This is a genomic window from Pseudomonas sp. H11T01, assembly GCF_048515765.1.
GTDB lineage: Bacteria > Pseudomonadota > Gammaproteobacteria > Pseudomonadales > Pseudomonadaceae > Aquipseudomonas.
Map to the genome: position 1 here is coordinate 1 of NZ_JBLYED010000042.1, position 18,838 is coordinate 18,838.

Below are 18,838 nucleotides of genomic sequence, written 5' to 3' on the forward strand. Positions count from 1 at the left end.
GGAAACAGTGCCCCCTGGCAGCGATCTTCACCTTGGATATAGCGCATAAGAAAAATGCCCGCATCTTGCGATGCGGGCATTTTCTTGAACCGGAGAGCAGATTGCTAGGTTTTCACACAATCTGCATCTGGATCGCCTTTTTTTGTGTCTGCCAATCGTGCTGTGTCAGTCGATGTACTCGAACAGCTTCACAATCTTCTGCACGCCAGAAACACCCTGCACCAGACTGGTGGCTTGGGCGGCTTCCTGTTTGGTCAGCAAGCCCAGCAGGTAGACGATGCCATTCTCGGTCACGACTTTGATGCGCGAGCCGGGGATGCTGGCATCGGCGAGCATCTGGGTCTTGATCTTGGTGGTCAGCCAGGCGTCGTTCTGGCGCGCCAGCAGCGAGGAGGGCTGCAGAACTTGCAGCTCGTTGTGCACCGTCTTCACGCGCTGGACAGTGCCGGCGACTTGTTCGGCCTGAGCCTTCAGGTCGGCGCGCGGAGTCTGTCCGGCGAGCAGCACGACGCCGTTGAAGCTGGTGACGACGATGTGAGAGTTGTTGTCCAGGTCCGGATTAGCCTTGGCGATGTTTACGCCGACTTTGGTCTCGATCAAGGTGTCGTCGATCTTGCTGCCAAAGGTGCGGGTTCCGCGGTCGTCATCAATGGGTTTTTCGCGGCTGGCAGTAACCACTGACGTGCAACCGCTGATGCTCAGGCATAGAGTCAAGGCCAGTAGGCCAAGGCGATTAGGGGTCATTCTTCACTCCCAAACAGTTGGCTGTCGATCAAGTCGCAAAGGCAGTGGATCGCCAGCAGGTGGACTTCCTGAATACGTGCGGTGACATTGGCCGGTACGCGGATTTCGACGTCTTCGGGCAAAAGCAGCGAGGCCATGCCGCCGCCATCGCGTCCAGTCAATGCTACGACAATCATTTCGCGATCATGTGCGGCCTGGATCGCTTGAATAATGTTCGCCGAGTTGCCGCTGGTAGAAATCGCCAGCAAAACATCGCCAGGTTGGCCGAGGGCGCGGATCTGTTTTGAGAAGATCTCGTTGTAGCTGTAGTCGTTGGCAATCGAGGTAATCGTCGAGCTGTCGGTGGTCAGTGCGATGGCCGGCAGGCTCGGGCGCTCGCGCTCGAAGCGGTTAAGCAGTTCTGACGAAAAATGCTGTGCGTCACCCGCAGAGCCGCCGTTGCCGCAGGAGAGCATTTTGCCCTCGTTGAGCAGGGCATTGACCATCACCTGACTGGCTTGCTCGATGTGCGGTGCAAGTACGTCCATCGCCTGTTGCTTGGTGTCGATACTGGCCTGAAAAAGCTGGCGAATTCGGGATTGCATGTCCATCTGTGTGACCTTAAGTGGCGCGGCTTTCCGGCACACGAATGTGCAGCCCGCAAAGCAAAGAGCAAAATTGGTTAAGTGAAAATGTCCGGCTCGGTTTGAGCGCTTCGATCAGCTGTCAAAGGCATTCCGTAGCCAGTTCAAATGAGGTGCTGCACCGATGGCGCCGTCTATGGCGACCACATCGAAACGGCAGGGGTGATTGGCCCAGCGCGACTCGCGCTGCAGAAAATACTGCGCGGCGAGTATCAGCTTCTGGCGCTTGCGTGCATCAATGCTGCCGAGTGCGCCACCCCATTGCGTGTGTTGTCTGTAACGGACTTCGACGAATACTACTGTATCGCCATCAAGCATGACCAGATCAAGCTCGCCACGTTTGCACAACCAGTTCTGCGCCAGCAGGCGCAGACCTTGTTGTTGGAGGTGCTTGAGCGCTTGGCTTTCGGCATCCTTTCCGCTTTGTTGGCGTGACCTGTCAGGCATCAGCGCGCAGTATCCGGTAGGCGTTGAACCTGGCCGTTGACGAACTCGGCCCAAGGCAGTTGGCGCTGGACCCGTTGCGACGGGCTCATGCTCAAGCTTCCCGACAGACCTTCGACGCGACTGTCTGGCAGTGCCTTCAGTTGGCCCAAGCGCGGCGCCAAGCGATAGGCGTCAACACCCATTGCGTACAGGCGACCCAGGCTGCCGCCAGCTTGTGGCCATTGTGCAGCCACTTGCTTGCGTAATGGGTCATTGGCATCCAGCAGCCACGGCGTTTCGCAGAAGCGCACACCATTCATGTCGTTGTACTGGTTTTGATCGCCGCTGGCGCTGAATACGTGCGAAGTGGCGTAAACCGGCACATCACCTGCGTATTGGAAGTTCAGTGTTGGCTTGATCTGCTGGGCTTGCTGCGGTGTGGCGGCGAGGAAAATGAACTCGATGTCCTGGCGACGTGAAGGTTGGGCGGCCACCTGCGAGCCCACAGTATTTTGCAGGCTCTTGGCGCGACCTTCGCTCTGACGCAGCTGGAACATGTCAGCAATCTGTTGGGCCAGTTGAACCGGCTGGTCGACGCGTTCGATGGCAACGATGCTGCCGCCGTTGGCTTGCCAATCCTGGCTGAACGCCTTGAGTACCCGATCGCCCCATTCGCCTTTCGGCACCATGGCGGCAGCGCGATGCAGGCCGTCGGCGCGGGCGCGGCGAGATACTTCGCGGGCTTCGTCTTCAGCGGCAAGGCCGAACTGGAACAGCTGTGCTGGCCCTTTTTCGCTTTCGCTATAGTTCAGGGCCAGCGTGGTAATAGGCAATTGCGGGCGAGCGCTGAGCTGTTTGACCAGTGGTTTTTCCAGTGGGCCGATCACCAGTTGCACGCCGGCGGCCTGGGCTTTGCTATAGAAATCGTCCAGCGAGGTCAGGTGTGAGCTGTCATAAAACTCGATGCTTGGTGGCTTCTGCCCGGCTTGTTGGGCCTGATAGTGAGCGGCCATGAAGCCTTCGCGCAGCGCTTTGCCGACCGAGGCCAGAGGACCGTCCTGTGGCAGCAGCAGAGCAATCTTGGTCAGCGATTGGCTGGCCAGTTCCTTGAGTTTGGTCAATGGCAGGGGCAGTTGAATGGCGGCGGGGTGTTTAGGGTTCTGTGCGCGCCATTTATCGATGGCGGCCTGTTGCTGCTCCAGGGTGCCGGCGGTTTTCACTGCCAGGGCCAGGGCCAGCCAACCACCGAGGTCGTCATTGCTGGTGGGTTGCAATTGATCGGTAGGCAGGGCGGCAATCAGCGCCCAGATCGCTTCGTGGTTTTTACTGGCAGCATCGCCGCTAAGCAGCGGGGCAATGAAGATGCGTTCCCGGGCGGCGGCCAGGGTCTGGCCATCAGCCTCAAGCGCGAGAGCATGTACGCTCCCGGTGCGGATCTGTTGCTCGACCGGCAACTCGCCCAGACGTTGCAGGCTTGGGTGGCTCAAGGCCGTTAGCGCTGCTTTGGGCTGGTTGCGGGCCATGGCCAGTTCGGCCGCCAGGGTGCTGGCGAAAACCTGTTGACCTGGCTTGAGTTGTTCCAGAGGGACTAGCGCAAGAATCTGCGCCGACTGGCCGGCCTTGTTTTGGTGATAGGCCAGATCCGCCGCGCTCAAGCGCAGCAAGGCTGCTTTCTCGGGCGTTTTGCTGGCGGCGGCCTGTTCGAGCAACTGCTCGATACTGGCATCCGGGGTCCGTGGAAGTTCGCCAAGGCTGGACGAGGGCGAGCTGGCGCAAGCCGCCAATAGGGCAGCGAGGCAGAGGGCAGAGAACAGCCGCAGGCAAGCGATCATGTAATGTTCCTGATACTCGATCAAATTAGCGTGGAATTGTACCCAAGCGCTGGCCGGGGCGCGATGTTACTGGCGTTAAACCGTCAATTTAGCTGGTGCAAATGTTGCCGGGCTTTGGAAAAGACTGAATAACACTGAGTTGCAGGGTGTCTGGGGGGCGCATCGCGAAGGCCTCTACAGGCTACAATGGCGCTTTTCCCGATCATGAGGTGTGCGCTTTGACTGCTCCAGGTGCTTTGAATTCCGCTGCTGGCTCGCTTTATGTGGTGGCGACGCCCATCGGCAACCTGGACGACATCAGTGCGCGCGCACTGAAAATACTGCGCGAGGTGGCGTTGATCGCCGCCGAAGATACGCGTCATTCCCTGCGGTTGCTGCAGCACTTTGGTATTTCCACTCCGCTGGCGGCGTGCCATGAGCACAATGAACGCGACGAAGGCAGTCGTTTTATTACTCGGTTGCTGGCCGGTGATAATGTTGCGCTGATTTCTGATGCTGGCACGCCACTGATTTCCGATCCTGGCTATCACCTGGTTCGTCAGGCCCGTGCTGCGGGTATCAATGTCGTGCCTGTGCCGGGTGCTTGCGCGTTGATCGCTGCTTTGTCTGCGGCAGGTTTGCCGTCTGATCGTTTTATTTTCGAAGGTTTTCTGCCGGCCAAGGCGGTGGGACGTCGCGCTCGTCTGGAATTATTGAAGGAAGAGCCGCGCACGCTGATTTTTTACGAGGCTCCTCATCGTATTCTAGAATGCTTGCAGGATATGGAATTGGTCTTCGGCGCGGAGCGGCCTGCTTTGCTTGCGCGTGAGTTGACCAAAACCTTTGAAACGCTCAAGGGGTTGCCTCTGGCGGACCTGCGGGCTTTTGTCGAGGGTGACAGCAATCAGCAGCGCGGCGAGTGCGTTGTGCTGGTGGCGGGATGGTCCGCACCCGTAAGCGACGAGGCGGTCAGTAGCGAGTCAATGCGCATTCTCGACTTGCTGCTCAAAGAGATGCCGCTCAAACGAGCCGCGGCATTGGCGGCAGAAATTACCGGTGAGCGCAAAAATGTCTTGTATCAGGTTGCTCTGGATAAGCAGAAAGCCGAGTAGATCGCAGGTTGTAGAGTGGCAAAAGGCTTTTAGCGCTTGTTCTTCGGCTACTCTACCGTTAATCTTTGCGACGGAGAGTCGATTGGACAGTCGCTGCCTTCTATGAAAATTAGAGGGGGGAGGAAAGTCCGGGCTCCATAGGGCGAAGTGCCAGGTAATGCCTGGGAGGCGTGAGCCTACGGAAAGTGCCACAGAAAATAACCGCCTAAGCACTTCGGTGCCGGTAAGGGTGAAAAGGTGCGGTAAGAGCGCACCGCACGACTGGCAACAGTTCGTGGCTAGGTAAACCCCACTTGGAGCAAGACCAAATAGGGTTCCAAGGCGTGGCCCGCGCTGGAACCGGGTAGGTTGCTAAAGATGTCCAGTGATGGCCATCGTAGACGAATGACTGTTCACGACAGAACCCGGCTTACAGATCGACTCTCCACCTTTTTCCCTCCCTGCTTGATTCAATAGCAGAAGCGCTTTTGTAATACCAAAAAAATCTTACTCTTAACAAATCACTTTAACTTCTGATCGTAGCCTACTGGCTTGATTGAAGTTGGCGAGTAAAAACATCCGCAAAATTCGTACTACCCCTCCTATAAGTCTCCTAAATCTCCGATCTGTAAGGCTTTTCCGTGAATCCGCGCCTTGACGGTGCAGTGGGCGCATTCCTATAGTGTGCACAAGTGGCGAAAAGTGGCATGAAGTGGGTTTTTTGAGCGCAAAACGCTAATATTTGGAGAAACGCTGTCGTGTTTCGCGGAGCTAATGCTATCAGTCTCGATGCAAAAGGCCGTCTCGCCATGCCGAGCCGGTATCGTGACGAGCTGGTTTCGCGAAGTTCCGGGCAATTAATCGTCACGATCGATGCCGTTGATCCTTGTTTGTGTGTTTACCCCCTCGATGAGTGGGAGCTGATTGAAACCAAACTGCGCGCACTGCCTTCGCTACGCGAAGAAAACCGTCGTTTGCAACGTTTACTGATTGGTAATGCCGTCGACCTCGAGCTCGATGGCAGTGGTCGTTTTCTGGTTCCGCCACGTTTGCGTGAATATGCCAAGTTGGATAAGCGCGCAATGTTGGTTGGCCAACTGAACAAGTTCCAATTGTGGGACGAGGATGCCTGGGACGCCGTTTCTGCTGCGGACCTGGCTGCCATTCAACAACCGGGCGCTATGCCTGATGAACTGCGTGATTTGATCCTGTGACTATTGATAGCGGCTTTAACCACATCACCGTACTGCTTGACGAAGCCGTCGAGGCGCTCGCCGTACGTCCTGATGGCTGCTATCTGGACGGAACGTTCGGGCGCGGCGGGCATAGTCGTCTGATACTCAGCCAGCTCGGTCCCGATGGTCGCGTGTTGGGGTTCGACAAAGATCCTCAAGCGATTGCCACCGGGCAAACGCTAGCGGCCGAAGACGGCCGCTTTGTCGTTGTGCAGCGCAGCTTTGCCGAGCTGGGTTCGGAAATTGCCGAGCGCGGTCTGGCCGGCAAGGTCAACGGCGTGCTGCTCGACCTGGGTGTTTCCTCGCCACAACTCGATGATCCGGAACGCGGCTTCAGTTTCATGAATGACGGCCCGCTGGACATGCGCATGGACCCTAGTCGCGGGGTCAGTGCCGCTGAGTTCATCGCTACGGCTCCTGCGGAAGAAATCGCCCGAGTGTTCAAGGAATACGGTGAAGAACGTTTTTCCGGGCGCATGGCGCGTGCGGTTGTCGAGCGCCGTGTCATCAAGCCATTCGAGCGTACCGGTGATTTGGCCGAAGTCCTGAAAGTCGCCAATCCGGCCTGGGAAAAGGGCAAACATCCGGCTACCCGGGCTTTCCAGGGGCTGCGCATTCACGTCAATAACGAACTGGGCGATCTGGAAACCGGCCTTGAAGCCGCGCTGGAAGCCCTCGAAGTGGGCGGCCGTCTGGTTGTCATCAGCTTCCACTCGCTGGAAGACCGCATCGTCAAATTGTTCATGCGTCGTCTGGTGAAGGGTGAAACCGACAACCTGCCGCGCAACCTGCCGGTACGTTTTGAAGCCTTCGTGCCGAAAATCAAAATCCATGGCAAAGCGCAGTTCGCTTCCGAAGCCGAACTCAAGGCCAACCCACGTGCTCGTAGCGCCGTCATGCGCGTGGCGGAGAAGCTGCGGTGAGCAAGCTCTTCGCCAAGCCACTTCCAGGCGGAAGCTTTTTCATGCTGCTGCTGTTTATTGGCGTGCTCGTTTCCGCGATTGGGGTGTCTTACAGCGCCCACTGGAACCGTCAGCTTCTTAATACCCTCTACGGCGAACTGAGCGTGCGCGATAAAGCGCAGGCCGAGTGGGGCCGGCTGATTCTCGAGCAGAGCACCTGGACCGCCCACAGCCGGATCGAAGTGCTGGCTACTGAGCAACTGAAGATGCGCATTCCCGGCGCAGCTGAAGTGAAGATGGTGGCGCCATGATGAAACTCGAAGGCGCCCTTTATCCTTGGCGTTTCCGCGTGGTGCTGGGTTTGCTGGCACTGATGGTGGGTGCGATCGCCTGGCGCATCATCGACCTGCAGGTGGTCGATCGTGACTTCCTCAAAGGTCAGGGGGACGCTCGCAGTGTTCGTCATATCCCGATTCCTGCGCACCGCGGTCTGATTACCGACCGTAATGGCGAGCCTTTGGCCGTCAGTACGCCGGTGACGACCTTGTGGGCCAACGCCAAGGAAATGCAACTGGCCAAAGACAAGTGGCCAGCATTGGCGGCTGCGCTGGGGCAAGATCCTAAAGCGCTGGCCGAACGCCTCGAGTCGCAAGCCAATAAAGAATTTATCTATCTGGTACGTGGTTTGACCCCCGAGCAGGGTCAGGCTGTGCTTGATCTGAAAGTGCCCGGCGTCTACGGCATCGAAGAGTTCCGGCGTTTCTACCCGGCCGGTGAGGTCACCGCCCACATGGTCGGCTTTACCGACATTGATGACCACGGCCGCGAAGGCGTCGAGCTGGCTTATGATGAATGGCTGGCAGGGGTCGCAGGCAAGCGACAGGTCATCAAGGATCGACGTGGCAGGCTGATCAAGGATGTCCAGGTCACCAAAAACGCCAAGGCCGGCAAGCCCTTGGCGTTGTCTATTGACCTGCGCCTGCAATATCTGGCCAACCGGGAACTGCGTAACGCCATTGTGGATAACGGCGCGAAAGCCGGCAGCCTGGTGATCATGGATGTGAAGACCGGCGAGATTCTGGCGATGGTCAACCAGCCAACCTACAACCCGAACAACCGCCGCAACCTGCAGCCGGCGATGATGCGCAACCGCGCCATGATCGACGTGTTTGAGCCAGGTTCGACCATGAAGGCGATCTCTATGAGCGCGGCGCTTGAAACCGGGCGCTGGAAGCCAAGCGACACGGTCGAGGTTTATCCTGGCACCTTGCAGCTGGGCAAATACACCATTCGTGACGTCTCCAAGACCGAAGGGCCAGTACTCGACCTGACCGGGATTCTGATCAACTCCAGTAACGTCGGTATGAGTAAGGTTGCTTTCGATGTCGGCGGCGAGACCATTTACCGTCTGATGCAGAAAGTCGGCCTCGGCCAGGACACCGGCCTTGGCTTCCCGGGTGAGCGTGTTGGCAACTTGCCGAACTACCGCGATTGGAAAAAGGCCGAAACGGCCACGCTGTCCTACGGCTACGGTTTGTCGGTCACCGCGATTCAACTGGTGCATGCCTTCTCGGCGCTGGCCAACAACGGCCGGATTGCTCCGCTGACCTTGATCAAGACTGACAAGGCTCCAGAAACCACCCAGGTGATTCCGGAAAAAGTCGCCAAAACCATGCAAGGCATGTTGCAGCAAGTGATTGAAGCGCCGCGTGGTGTGTTCCGCGCACAAGTGCCGGCTTATCACGTGGCTGGCAAGAGTGGTACCGCACGTAAGACGTCGGTGGGCACGAAGGGTTATGCCGAGAATTCCTACCGTTCGCTGTTCGCCGGTTTCGGTCCGATGAGCGACCCGCGTTACGCAATCGTGGTGGTCATCGATGAGCCAAGCAAGGCCGGCTACTTCGGTGGTCTGGTCTCGGCGCCGGTGTTCAGCAAAGTGATGTCCGGCACCCTGCGCTTGATGAATATCTCGCCAGATAACTTGCCGCCTGTGCAACAAGCGAATGCCACACCCGGCAATGTAGTCAAAGCTAATGGAGGGCGCGGCTGATGTCTCTTAGCCTGAACAAGATTTTTGCCCACGCCGGTCGTGATCTGTTGATTCGCGAACTGACCCTGGATAGCCGCAATGTCCGTGCGGGCGACCTGTTTCTCGCGGTCCCTGGCGGCAAGGTGGATGGCCGTGCACACATTACCGACGCTTTGCAGCGTGGTGCGGCGGCAGTGGCTTACGAAGTTGAAGGCGCTACCGTTCTGCCAATCACTGATGTGCCACTGATTCCGGTCAAAGGCCTGGCAGCGCAACTGTCGGACATCGCCGGGCGCTTCTATGGCGACCCGAGCCGCAACCTGAATCTGATAGGCGTGACCGGTACCAACGGTAAAACCAGCGTGACCCAATTGGTTGCGCAGGCACTGGACTTGCTCGGTCAGCATTGCGGCATCGTCGGCACGCTGGGCACCGGTTTCTATGGCGCGCTGCAAAGCGGCCTGCACACCACGCCCAATCCAATTGCCGTGCAGGCAACCCTCGCTGACCTGAAAAAGGCCGGTGCCAAAGCCGTGGCGATGGAAGTCTCCTCCCATGGTCTGGATCAGGGTCGTGTCACCGCCCTGGCGTTTGATGTGGCGGTAATGACCAACCTGTCCCGGGATCATCTGGATTATCACGGGACCATGGAGGCTTACGCCGATGCCAAGGCCAAGCTATTCGGTTGGCCTGATCTGAGCTGCCGGGTAATCAACCTCGACGACGACTTTGGTCGGCAACTGGCTGTCGAAAAACTTGAATCACGTCTGATCAGCTACAGCCTGGAAGATTCCAGCGCCTACCTGTATTGCCGTGAAGCGCAATTCAACGACGAGGGTGTACGCGCCACGTTGGTCACGCCTCAGGGTGAGCACCATTTGCGCAGTACCTTGCTTGGCCGTTTCAACCTGAGCAACGTATTGGCGGCCGTTGGCGCTTTGCTGGGTCTGGACTACGCGCTGGACGAGATCCTGCACGTACTGCCGAAACTCGAAGGCCCGGCCGGTCGCATGCAGCGCCTGGGCGGCGGTACTCAGCCGTTGGTGGTGGTCGATTACGCCCATACCCCGGATGCGCTGGAAAAAGTCCTGACGGCGCTGCGTCCTCATGCCAAGGGTAAGTTGCTGTGCCTGTTTGGTTGCGGCGGTGATCGCGATCGCGGCAAGCGCCCGCTGATGGCTGAAGTGGTTGAGCGTCTGGCGGACGGTGTATTGGTCACCGACGACAATCCACGTACCGAAGCGCCTTCGAAAATTTTCGACGATATTCGCGTTGGTTTCAGCGCTGTGGATAACGTCACTTTCGTGGTAGGTCGCGGCCAGGCCATTGCTCAGCTGATTGCCAGTGCTTCGGCCGACGATGTGATCGTTCTGGCCGGTAAAGGTCATGAGGACTATCAGGAAATCAATGGCGAGCGCCACGCTTTCTCCGATCTGGTCGAGGCCGACAGGGCGTTGACCGCATGGGAGGTGGCCCATGCTTAAAGCCCTTAAATTGAGTGAATTGACCGGCGTATTGGCCGGTCGCCTGGTGGCTGGCGATTGCAGCTTTGACGGCGTCAGCATCGACAGCCGCGCAATCAAGCCGGGGCAACTGTTTATCGCCCTGAGCGGTCCGCGTTTCGATGGTCATGACTATCTGAATGACGTTGCCGCCAAAGGCGCCGTTGGTGCATTGGTCGAGCGTGAAGTAGCCGATACCACACTGCCGCAATTGTTGGTGAGTGATACCCGTCATGCGCTGGGCAAACTCGGTGCACTGAATCGTGCTGCTTATACCCATCCAGTAGCGGCGATCACTGGTTCCAGCGGCAAGACCACCGTCAAGGAAATGCTCGCGAGCATTCTGCGTACGCGCGGGCCTGTTCTGGCGACCCGCGGTAACCTGAATAACGATCTCGGCGTCCCGCTGACCTTGCTTGAACTGGCCCCGGAACACGCGGCGGCGGTGATTGAGCTCGGTGCTTCACGGATCGGCGAGATTGCTTACACCGTTGGCATGACCAAGCCGCACGTGGCCGTGATCAATAATGCCGGGACCGCCCATGTCGGTGAGTTCGGCGGGCCTGAAAAAATTGTCGAAGCCAAGGGCGAAATCCTTGAAGGGCTGGAGGCTACCGGCATCGCCGTTCTCAATCTCGACGACAAGGCATTCGCCATCTGGAAGACCCGGGCTGGCGGTCGTCAGGTGCTGAGTTTTGCGCTGAACAATACCGCAGCCGATTTCCATGCAACCGATCTGGATCGCGATGCGCGCGGCTGCCTGGCGTTCAATCTGCACAGTCCGCAAGGCGTGGAGCGGGTTCAGCTGAATCTTCTGGGCAGCCATAACGTTGCCAACGCGCTGGCTGCGGCTGCCGCTGCTCATGCGTTGGGCGTCTCGCTGTCGGGTATCGCCACTGGCCTGGGCGCGGTTCAGCCGGTCAAGGGGCGCACCGTCGCGCAACTGGCGAAGAACGGCATGCGCGTGATCGATGACACTTACAACGCAAACCCCACCTCTATGTGCGCTGCCGTTGATATACTCGCCGGCTTTTCCGGTCGCACCGTTCTGGTGCTCGGGGATATTGGCGAGTTAGGCGAGTGGGCGGAGCAGGGGCACCGTGATGTTGGCGCTTATGCCGCCGGCAAGGTTTCCGCGCTTTACGCCGTGGGGCCGATGATGGTTCACGCCGTGACAGCTTTTGGCCAACAGGCTTATCACTTCGCCACTCAGGCTGAGCTGATCGAAGCCCTGGGCGCCGAACACGATACAAACACCACTATTTTGATCAAGGGATCGCGCAGCGCGGTGATGGAAAACGTCGTCGCGGCTTTGTGCGGTTCCCTTCTTTTGGAACATAAGGGAGAGATACATTAATGCTGCTGCTGCTAGCGGAGTATCTGCAACAGTTCTACAAAGGCTTCGCGGTCTTCCAATACCTGACCCTGCGCGGGATCCTTGGTGTGCTGACCGCGTTGTCATTGTCGCTGTGGCTAGGGCCATGGATGATCCGCACCTTGCAGAATCGCCAGATCGGTCAGTCGGTGCGTAACGACGGGCCGCAATCGCACTTGTCCAAATCGGGCACGCCGACCATGGGTGGTGCGTTGATCCTTTCCGCAATCACCGTCAGCACGTTGCTGTGGGCCGACCTGGATAACCGTTACGTCTGGGTCGTGCTGTTGGTGACTCTGCTGTTCGGCGCGATTGGTTGGGTTGATGACTACCGCAAGGTGATCGAGAAGAACTCTCGTGGCCTGCCAAGTCGCTGGAAGTACTTCTGGCAATCGGTGTTTGGCCTGGGGGCAGCGATCTTCCTTTATATGACCGCACCAAGCGCGGTGGAAACCACCCTGATTCTTCCAATGCTGAAGGATTTCAGCATTCCCCTGGGCTTCGGTTTCATCGTCCTGACCTATTTCGTCATCGTCGGCTCGAGCAACGCGGTCAACCTGACCGATGGCCTCGACGGCCTGGCGATCATGCCGACGGTCATGGTCGGCGGCGCATTGGGGATCTTCTGCTACCTGTCGGGTAACGTGAAGTTCGCCGAATACCTGCTGATCCCTTATGTACCGGGCGCGGGTGAGCTGATTGTGTTCTGCGGCGCGTTGATCGGTGCCGGTCTGGGCTTTCTGTGGTTCAACACCTACCCGGCGCAAGTCTTCATGGGTGACGTCGGCGCACTGGCGTTGGGCGCGGCGCTGGGCACCATTGCGGTCATCGTCCGTCAGGAAATCGTCCTGTTCATCATGGGCGGTGTGTTCGTGATGGAAACCCTGTCAGTCGTCATTCAGGTTGCCTCTTTTAAGCTGACCGGTCGCCGTGTGTTCCGCATGGCACCAATTCACCACCACTTTGAACTCAAGGGCTGGCCCGAGCCGCGTGTGATTGTCCGTTTCTGGATCATCACCGTGATTCTGGTCCTGGTCGGCCTTGCCACCCTGAAGCTGAGGTAGAAACAAGTGTCTCTGATCGCTTCTGACCACTTCCGCATCGTTGTCGGCCTCGGCAAGAGCGGCATGTCCCTGGTTCGCTTCCTGGCGAATCGGGGCGTGTCGTTTGCTGTGGCTGATACGCGGGACAATCCACCGGAGCTGGCCACGCTACGCCGTGACTATCCGCACGTGGAAGTGCGTTGTGGCGAGCTGGACGTCGAGTTCCTGTGCCGCGCCGACGAGCTCTACGTGAGCCCGGGCCTGGCGCTGGCGACACCGGCACTGCAAGCCGCAGCGGCCCGTGGCGTGAAGCTTTCCGGTGATATCGAATTGTTCGCGCGTAACGCGAAGGCACCGATTATCGCCATCACCGGTTCCAACGCGAAAAGCACCGTCACCACGCTGGTCGGCGAAATGGCCGCAGCTGCCGGCAAACGCGTGGCGGTCGGCGGCAATCTCGGGACACCTGCGCTGGATCTGCTCAGTGACGATGTCGAGCTGTACGTGATGGAACTGTCGAGCTTCCAGCTTGAGACGACAGATCAACTCGGTGCTGAAGTCGCCACTGTATTGAACGTCAGCGAAGACCACATGGACCGTTACAGTGGTCTGCCGGCGTATCACTTGGCCAAGCATCGGATCTTCCGTGGCGCCCGGCAGGTGGTGGTCAATCGCCAGGATGCCTTGAGCCGTCCATTGATAGGCGAGGGCCTGCCGTGCTGGACCTTCGGTTTGAGCAAACCTGACTTCAAGGCTTTCGGTCTGCGCGAAGAGAACGGCGAGAAGTATCTGGCCTTCGAATTCCAGAACCTGATGCCGGTTCGCGAGCTGAAAATTCGTGGTGCCCACAATCAGTCCAATGCCCTGGCGGCGCTGGCCCTGGGTCATGCCGTTGGTCTGCCGTTCGACGCCATGCTGTCGAGCCTGCGCACCTTTGCCGGCCTCGAGCATCGCTGCCAATGGGTTCGCGACCTGAATGGCGTGAGCTACTACAACGATTCCAAAGCCACCAACGTTGGCGCTGCACTGGCCGCCATTGAAGGCTTGGGCGCAGACATTGCCGGCAAGTTGGTGCTGATCGCCGGCGGCGACGGCAAGGGTGCGGACTTCAAGGATTTGCGCGGTCCGGTCGCAGCCAACTGCCGTGCGGTGGTGCTGATGGGCCGTGACGCGGAGTTGATTGCCCAAGCGATCGGCGACGCGGTGCCGCTGATCCGCGTCAATTCGCTGAGCGAAGCCGTCGAACGCAGCCGGGCAGTCGCCGAGGCGGGCGACGCTGTGCTGCTGTCGCCGGCCTGCGCCAGTTTCGACATGTTCAAGAACTACGAAGAGCGTGGGCAGTTGTTCGCCCAGGCCGTGGAGGGCTTGGCATGAGTTTCGAAAATATCATCAAGCCGTACCCATCGCCGCTCATCACCGGTCGCGGTATCGACCTCGACTTCCCGATGCTCGCCGGCTGCCTGGCATTGATCGGCCTCGGGCTGGTCATGATCGCCTCGGCATCGACCGAAGTGGCGGCGGTGCAGTCGGGCAGTGCCCTGTACTACATGATTCGCCACCTTATTTACATCGTGCTGGGCCTTGGTGCCTGCGTCATCACCATGATGATTCCGATCGCCACCTGGCAACGCCTGGGCTGGCTGATGCTGCTTGGTGCGTTCGGTTTGCTGGTGATGGTGATCGTCCCGGGGATTGGCCGTGAAGTGAACGGTTCGATGCGCTGGATCGGCTTCAGTTTCTTCAACGTTCAGCCTTCCGAGATCGCCAAGGTATTCGTGGTGATCTACCTCGCCGGTTATCTGGTGCGTCGCCAGAAAGAAGTGCGTGAAAGCTGGATGGGCTTCTTCAAGCCATTCATCGTTCTGCTGCCAATGGCCGGCCTGTTGCTGATGGAACCGGACTTCGGTGCCACCGTTGTAATGATGGGCGCCGCGGCGGCGATGCTGTTTCTCGGCGGGGTCGGGCTGTTCCGTTTTTCCTTGATGGTTGTCCTGGCGGTCGCAGCGGTGGTGTTGTTGATTCAAGTGCAGCCGTATCGAATGGCGCGCCTGACCAACTTTGCCGATCCGTGGGCCGACCAGTTCGGCGCCGGCTACCAGTTGTCTCAAGCATTGATCGCTTTTGGTCGCGGCGAATGGCTGGGCGTTGGCCTGGGTAACAGCGTGCAAAAACAGTTCTACCTGCCGGAAGCCCACACCGACTTCGTGTTCTCAGTCCTGGCCGAAGAACTGGGTGCTGTGGGTTCGTTGTGCACGGTAGCGCTGTTCGTCTTTGTTTGTATTCGTGGCATGTACATCGGCTATTGGGCCGAGAAGGCCAAGCAATTCTTCGCTGCCTACGTCGCGTACGGTCTGTCGTTCCTGTGGATCGGTCAGTTCCTGATCAACATCGGGGTGAACGTCGGCCTGCTGCCGACCAAAGGCCTGACCCTGCCGTTCCTCAGTTATGGCGGCAGTTCGTTGGTGATCTGCGGTGCGTGTCTCGGCTTGTTGCTGCGCATCGAGTGGGAGAGTCGAACCCACCTGGGCAGTGAAGAGACGGAGTTCAACGAGAGTGACTTCGCCGAGGAGCCGACTCATGGGCGCTAATGTGCTGATCATGGCCGGCGGTACTGGCGGGCACGTATTCCCGGCGCTGGCCTGTGCTCGTGAGTTCCAGGCGCGCGGCTACACCGTGCATTGGTTGGGCACACCACGCGGGATCGAGAACGAGCTGGTGCCTGGCGCCGGCTTGCCACTGCACTTGATCAACGTGAGCGGGCTGCGCGGCAAGAGCAAATTGTCTCTGCTCAAGGCGCCGTTCGTGCTGCTCAAGGCCATCTGGCAGGCGCACAAGATCATTCGTCAGCTGCAGCCAGTCTGCGTCCTGGGTTTTGGCGGTTATGTGACCGGTCCCGGTGGTGTTGCGGCAAAACTGGCCGGCGTGCCGGTGATCGTTCACGAACAGAACGCCGTGGCCGGTACCGCCAATCGGCTGCTGGTGCCGTTGGCCGCCCGAGTCTGCGAAGCTTTCCCGGATACCTTCGGGGCATCGAACAGCCGCCGGACCACCGGTAACCCGGTGCGTACCGAGCTGTTCCTCGAAACACCGCGTCAGGCCCTGGCCGGACGCAAAGCTCGTTTGCTGATCCTCGGCGGAAGCCTGGGCGCAGAACCGTTGAACAAATTGCTGCCTGAAGCCCTGTCGCACGTCTCTATCGAGCTGCGTCCGGAAGTGTTTCATCAGGCCGGCAAAAATCACGATGAAGTGACTGCCGAACGCTATCGCGCCGCTGGCGTCGAGGCGCAGGTGCAGCCTTTCATCAAAGACATGGCCCAAGCCTATGGCTGGGCCGACCTGGTGGTTTGTCGCGCAGGCGCGCTGACCGTCAGTGAACTGGCTGCCGCCGGTCTGCCCTCGTTGCTGGTGCCATTGCCCCATGCGATTGATGATCACCAGACCCGCAATGCCGATTATTTGGCTCGTGAAGGCGCTGCCTTCCTGATGCCGCAAAGAACGACTGGCGCAGCGGATCTCGCTGCACGCCTGACAGAGGTTTTGATGCAACCGGAACGACTCAATAGCATGGCGAGCGCTGCTCGCCGACTGGCCAAGCCCAATGCCACTCGTAACGTGGTCGATATCTGCCTGGAGGTGGCCCATGGTTGAGAATCAGAAAGCCATGCCGCAACCGGAAATGCGCCGCATCCGTCGTATCCACTTCGTCGGTATCGGCGGTGTGGGCATGTGCGGGATTGCCGAAGTGTTGTTGAACCTGGGCTATGAAGTCTCCGGTTCCGACCTGAAAGCATCGCCAGTGACCGAGCGTCTCGAGTCCTTTGGTGCACAGATCTTTATCGGCCACCGCGCCGAAAACGCTGCGAGCGCCGATGTGCTGGTGGTCTCCAGTGCCGTGAACACCTCTAACCCGGAAGTCGCCACCGCGCTGGAACGCCGGATTCCGGTGGTGCCGCGTGCCGAAATGCTCGCCGAACTGATGCGCTATCGCCACGGGATCGCCGTGGCCGGTACCCACGGCAAAACCACCACCACCAGCCTGATCGCCTCGGTGTTTGCGGCCGGTGGCCTGGACCCTACCTTCGTCATCGGTGGCCGACTGAATGCAGCGGGCACCAATGCGCAGCTGGGCACCAGCCGTTATCTGATCGCTGAAGCTGACGAAAGCGATGCCAGCTTCCTGCACTTGCAGCCGCTGGTGGCGGTCGTCACCAACATCGACGCCGACCACATGGCGACCTACGACGGTGACTTCAACAAACTAAAGAAAACCTTCGTCGAGTTCCTGCACAACCTGCCGTTCTACGGTTTGGCTGTGGTGTGTCTGGATGATCCGGTGGTCCGCGAAATCCTGCCGCAAGTCAAACGTCCGACCGTCACCTACGGTTTCAGCGAAGACGCCGACGTGCGCGCCATCAGTGTGCGCCAGCAAGGCATGCTGACGTTCTTCACCGTGCTGCGTCCTGATCGCGAGCCGCTGGATGTTTCGGTGAACATGCCGGGCAACCACAACGTACTGAACTCGCTGGCAACCATCGCCATCGCCACCGACGAGGGCATCAGCGATGAAGCCATCGTTCAGGGCCTGTCGGGGTTCCAGGGCGTCGGTCGGCGCTTCCAGGTCTACGGCGAACTGCCAATAGACGGCGGCAGCGTGATGCTGGTCGATGACTACGGTCACCATCCCACCGAAGTCGCCGCCGTGATTAAAGCCGTGCGCGGTGGCTGGCCGGATCGGCGTCTGGTGATGGTTTACCAGCCGCACCGTTACAGCCGTACTCGCGACCTGTACGACGATTTCGTCAATGTGCTGGCCGATGCCAACGTCTTGTTGCTGATGGAAGTTTATCCGGCCGGCGAAGAGCCGATCCCGGGTGCCGACAGCCGCAAGCTGTGTAACAGCATCCGTCAGCGCGGTCAGCTGGACCCGATCTACATCGAGCGCGGTGTCGACCTAGCGCCGCTGGTCAAGCCGCTGCTGCGTGCCGGTGACATCCTGCTGTGCCAGGGCGCCGGTGATATCGGTGGTCTTGCACCGAAACTGTTGAAGAGTCCGCTATTCGCGGGTGCCGTTGCTGCTGCCGGTCAGGGGAAATCGAAATGACTGCTGCCTACGCCAACCTGTTCTCGACGATCGAGCCGAAAGACTTCGGCCGCGTCGCCGTACTGTTCGGTGGCAAAAGCGCCGAGCGTGAGGTGTCGCTGAAGTCCGGCAATGCGGTGCTCGATGCCCTGCAAAGCGCCGGTGTGGATGCCTTCGGTATCGATGTCGGCGATGACTTTCTGCAGCGTCTGCTGAACGAGAAGATCGATCGCGCCTTCATCATTCTCCACGGTCGTGGCGGTGAAGACGGCAGCATGCAGGGCTTGCTCGAATGCATGGGTATTCCTTACACCGGCAGCGGCATCCTCGCCTCGGCGCTGGCCATGGACAAGTTGCGGACCAAACAGGTCTGGCACAGCCTGGGTATTCCAACGCCGCGTCACGCCGTGCTGAGCAGCGAAGCCGATTGTATTTCTGCGGCGACGGAACTGGGCATGCCTTTGATCGTCAAACCGGCCCATGAAGGTTCAAGTATCGGTATGGCCAAAGTGAATTCTGCGTCCGAGTTGATCGACGCATGGAAATCGGCCAGTACCTACGATTCGCAAGTGTTGGTTGAGCAATGGATTCAAGGTCCGGAGTTCACCATCGCCACCCTGCGTGACCAGGTGTTGCCACCGATCGCCTTGGGCACGACCCACACTTTCTACGATTACGACGCCAAGTACGTGGCTTCCGATACCCAGTACCGGATCCCGTGTGGCCTGGATAGCGCCAAAGAACAAGAACTCATGGACCTCACGGCAAAAGCCTGTGAGGCGCTGGGTATCGCCGGTTGGGGACGGGCTGACGTGATGCAGGACGCCGATGGGCAGTTCTGGTTTCTGGAAGTCAACACCGCACCGGGTATGACCGACCACAGTCTGGTCCCAATGGCAGCCCGTGCTGCCGGCCTGGATTTCCAACAGTTGGTGTTGGCAATTCTGGCTGCAAGTGTTGAGCCGCGAGGTTAAGTC

General features: G+C 59.0%; 17 protein-coding genes and 1 other RNA gene. 14 read left to right on the top strand and 4 right to left on the bottom strand.

The window, feature by feature from the left end:
• Positions 1-165 precede the first annotated feature (165 nt).
• From ACN1C3_RS31590 to ACN1C3_RS31605, 4 genes are all read right to left on the bottom strand, one after another.
• Positions 166-744 (bottom strand): BON domain-containing protein, encoded by a 579-nt coding sequence (locus tag ACN1C3_RS31590; RefSeq protein ID WP_419119651.1) that lies wholly within the window; start codon positions 742-744, stop codon positions 166-168.
• On the bottom strand, positions 741-1,334 hold the full coding sequence (locus tag ACN1C3_RS31595) for a phosphoheptose isomerase (RefSeq protein ID WP_007904374.1): 594 nt from the start codon (positions 1,332-1,334) through the stop codon (positions 741-743). Before ACN1C3_RS31595 ends, ACN1C3_RS31590 begins: the two co-directional genes overlap by 4 nt.
• A 108-nt stretch (positions 1,335-1,442) precedes the next feature.
• The gene (locus ACN1C3_RS31600; RefSeq protein WP_419119652.1) at positions 1,443-1,814 is read right to left on the bottom strand and encodes a YraN family protein; all 372 of its coding nucleotides are present in this window, start codon (positions 1,812-1,814) and stop codon (positions 1,443-1,445) included.
• Positions 1,814-3,625, bottom strand: coding sequence for a penicillin-binding protein activator (locus ACN1C3_RS31605; protein ID WP_419119653.1), 1,812 nt, complete (start codon positions 3,623-3,625; stop codon positions 1,814-1,816). Before ACN1C3_RS31605 ends, ACN1C3_RS31600 begins: the two co-directional genes overlap by 1 nt.
• A gap of 218 nt (positions 3,626-3,843) precedes the next feature.
• Here ACN1C3_RS31605 and rsmI point away from each other — a divergent pair, with 218 nt between their 5' ends.
• From rsmI to ACN1C3_RS31675, 14 genes are all read left to right on the top strand, one after another.
• Positions 3,844-4,716, top strand: coding sequence for a 16S rRNA (cytidine(1402)-2'-O)-methyltransferase (rsmI, locus tag ACN1C3_RS31610; RefSeq protein ID WP_419119654.1), 873 nt, complete (start codon positions 3,844-3,846; stop codon positions 4,714-4,716).
• Between the two features lie 74 nt (positions 4,717-4,790).
• An RNA gene (gene rnpB, locus ACN1C3_RS31615) (RNase P RNA component class A) lies at positions 4,791-5,144 on the top strand.
• Positions 5,145-5,453: 309 nt separating this feature from the next.
• A complete protein-coding gene (mraZ, locus tag ACN1C3_RS31620; protein ID WP_019693566.1) occupies positions 5,454-5,909 on the top strand; it encodes a division/cell wall cluster transcriptional repressor MraZ in 456 nt (151 codons plus the stop codon).
• Complete coding sequence (gene rsmH / locus ACN1C3_RS31625; RefSeq protein ID WP_419119655.1) at positions 5,906-6,853, top strand: 16S rRNA (cytosine(1402)-N(4))-methyltransferase RsmH; 948 nt, start codon at positions 5,906-5,908, stop codon at positions 6,851-6,853. Before mraZ ends, rsmH begins: the two co-directional genes overlap by 4 nt.
• Positions 6,850-7,143: a cell division protein FtsL gene (gene ftsL, locus ACN1C3_RS31630; RefSeq protein WP_419119656.1), complete on the top strand. Its 294-nt coding sequence runs from the start codon at positions 6,850-6,852 to the stop codon at positions 7,141-7,143. Before rsmH ends, ftsL begins: the two co-directional genes overlap by 4 nt.
• On the top strand, positions 7,143-8,882 hold the full coding sequence (locus ACN1C3_RS31635) for a peptidoglycan D,D-transpeptidase FtsI family protein (RefSeq protein ID WP_419119689.1): 1,740 nt from the start codon (positions 7,143-7,145) through the stop codon (positions 8,880-8,882). Before ftsL ends, ACN1C3_RS31635 begins: the two co-directional genes overlap by 1 nt.
• Positions 8,882-10,345 (top strand): UDP-N-acetylmuramoyl-L-alanyl-D-glutamate--2,6-diaminopimelate ligase, encoded by a 1,464-nt coding sequence (locus tag ACN1C3_RS31640; RefSeq protein WP_419119657.1) that lies wholly within the window; start codon positions 8,882-8,884, stop codon positions 10,343-10,345. The genes ACN1C3_RS31635 and ACN1C3_RS31640 overlap by 1 nt, the downstream gene beginning before the upstream one ends.
• The gene (locus tag ACN1C3_RS31645; RefSeq protein ID WP_419119658.1) at positions 10,338-11,720 is read left to right on the top strand and encodes a UDP-N-acetylmuramoyl-tripeptide--D-alanyl-D-alanine ligase; all 1,383 of its coding nucleotides are present in this window, start codon (positions 10,338-10,340) and stop codon (positions 11,718-11,720) included. The genes ACN1C3_RS31640 and ACN1C3_RS31645 overlap by 8 nt, the downstream gene beginning before the upstream one ends.
• Positions 11,720-12,802, top strand: a complete 1,083-nt coding sequence (gene mraY / locus ACN1C3_RS31650) for a phospho-N-acetylmuramoyl-pentapeptide-transferase (protein WP_419119659.1) — start codon at positions 11,720-11,722, stop codon at positions 12,800-12,802. The genes ACN1C3_RS31645 and mraY overlap by 1 nt, the downstream gene beginning before the upstream one ends.
• A gap of 6 nt (positions 12,803-12,808) precedes the next feature.
• Entirely contained in the window at positions 12,809-14,155 is a 1,347-nt protein-coding gene (murD, locus tag ACN1C3_RS31655) for a UDP-N-acetylmuramoyl-L-alanine--D-glutamate ligase (protein WP_419119660.1), read from the top strand.
• Positions 14,152-15,369 (top strand): putative lipid II flippase FtsW, encoded by a 1,218-nt coding sequence (ftsW, locus tag ACN1C3_RS31660; RefSeq protein ID WP_419119661.1) that lies wholly within the window; start codon positions 14,152-14,154, stop codon positions 15,367-15,369. The genes murD and ftsW overlap by 4 nt, the downstream gene beginning before the upstream one ends.
• Positions 15,359-16,429, top strand: a complete 1,071-nt coding sequence (gene murG / locus ACN1C3_RS31665; protein WP_419119662.1) for an undecaprenyldiphospho-muramoylpentapeptide beta-N-acetylglucosaminyltransferase — start codon at positions 15,359-15,361, stop codon at positions 16,427-16,429. The genes ftsW and murG overlap by 11 nt, the downstream gene beginning before the upstream one ends.
• Positions 16,422-17,882 carry a UDP-N-acetylmuramate--L-alanine ligase gene (gene murC / locus ACN1C3_RS31670; RefSeq protein WP_419119663.1) on the top strand — a complete coding sequence of 487 codons (1,461 nt, stop codon included), beginning with the start codon at positions 16,422-16,424 and terminating at the stop codon, positions 17,880-17,882. The genes murG and murC overlap by 8 nt, the downstream gene beginning before the upstream one ends.
• The gene (locus ACN1C3_RS31675) at positions 17,879-18,835 is read left to right on the top strand and encodes a D-alanine--D-alanine ligase (protein ID WP_419119664.1); all 957 of its coding nucleotides are present in this window, start codon (positions 17,879-17,881) and stop codon (positions 18,833-18,835) included. The genes murC and ACN1C3_RS31675 overlap by 4 nt, the downstream gene beginning before the upstream one ends.
• Positions 18,836-18,838 lie beyond the last annotated feature (3 nt).

Bases quoted from the DNA above. Each gene is read 5' to 3' on its own strand.
- ACN1C3_RS31590 (WP_419119651.1), bottom strand. From the start codon at position 744: ATGACCCCTAATCGCCTTGGCCTACTGGCCTTGACTCTATGCCTGAGC.
- ACN1C3_RS31595 (WP_007904374.1), bottom strand. From the start codon at position 1,334: ATGGACATGCAATCCCGAATTCGCCAGCTTTTTCAGGCCAGTATCGAC.
- ACN1C3_RS31600 (WP_419119652.1), bottom strand. From the start codon at position 1,814: ATGCCTGACAGGTCACGCCAACAAAGCGGAAAGGATGCCGAAAGCCAA.
- ACN1C3_RS31605 (WP_419119653.1), bottom strand. From the start codon at position 3,625: ATGATCGCTTGCCTGCGGCTGTTCTCTGCCCTCTGCCTCGCTGCCCTA.
- ACN1C3_RS31635 (WP_419119689.1), top strand. From the start codon at position 7,143: ATGAAACTCGAAGGCGCCCTTTATCCTTGGCGTTTCCGCGTGGTGCTG.
- ACN1C3_RS31640 (WP_419119657.1), top strand. From the start codon at position 8,882: ATGTCTCTTAGCCTGAACAAGATTTTTGCCCACGCCGGTCGTGATCTG.
- ACN1C3_RS31645 (WP_419119658.1), top strand. From the start codon at position 10,338: ATGCTTAAAGCCCTTAAATTGAGTGAATTGACCGGCGTATTGGCCGGT.
- mraY (WP_419119659.1), top strand. From the start codon at position 11,720: ATGCTGCTGCTGCTAGCGGAGTATCTGCAACAGTTCTACAAAGGCTTC.
- ftsW (WP_419119661.1), top strand. From the start codon at position 14,152: ATGAGTTTCGAAAATATCATCAAGCCGTACCCATCGCCGCTCATCACC.
- murG (WP_419119662.1), top strand. From the start codon at position 15,359: ATGGGCGCTAATGTGCTGATCATGGCCGGCGGTACTGGCGGGCACGTA.
- murC (WP_419119663.1), top strand. From the start codon at position 16,422: ATGGTTGAGAATCAGAAAGCCATGCCGCAACCGGAAATGCGCCGCATC.
- ACN1C3_RS31675 (WP_419119664.1), top strand. From the start codon at position 17,879: ATGACTGCTGCCTACGCCAACCTGTTCTCGACGATCGAGCCGAAAGAC.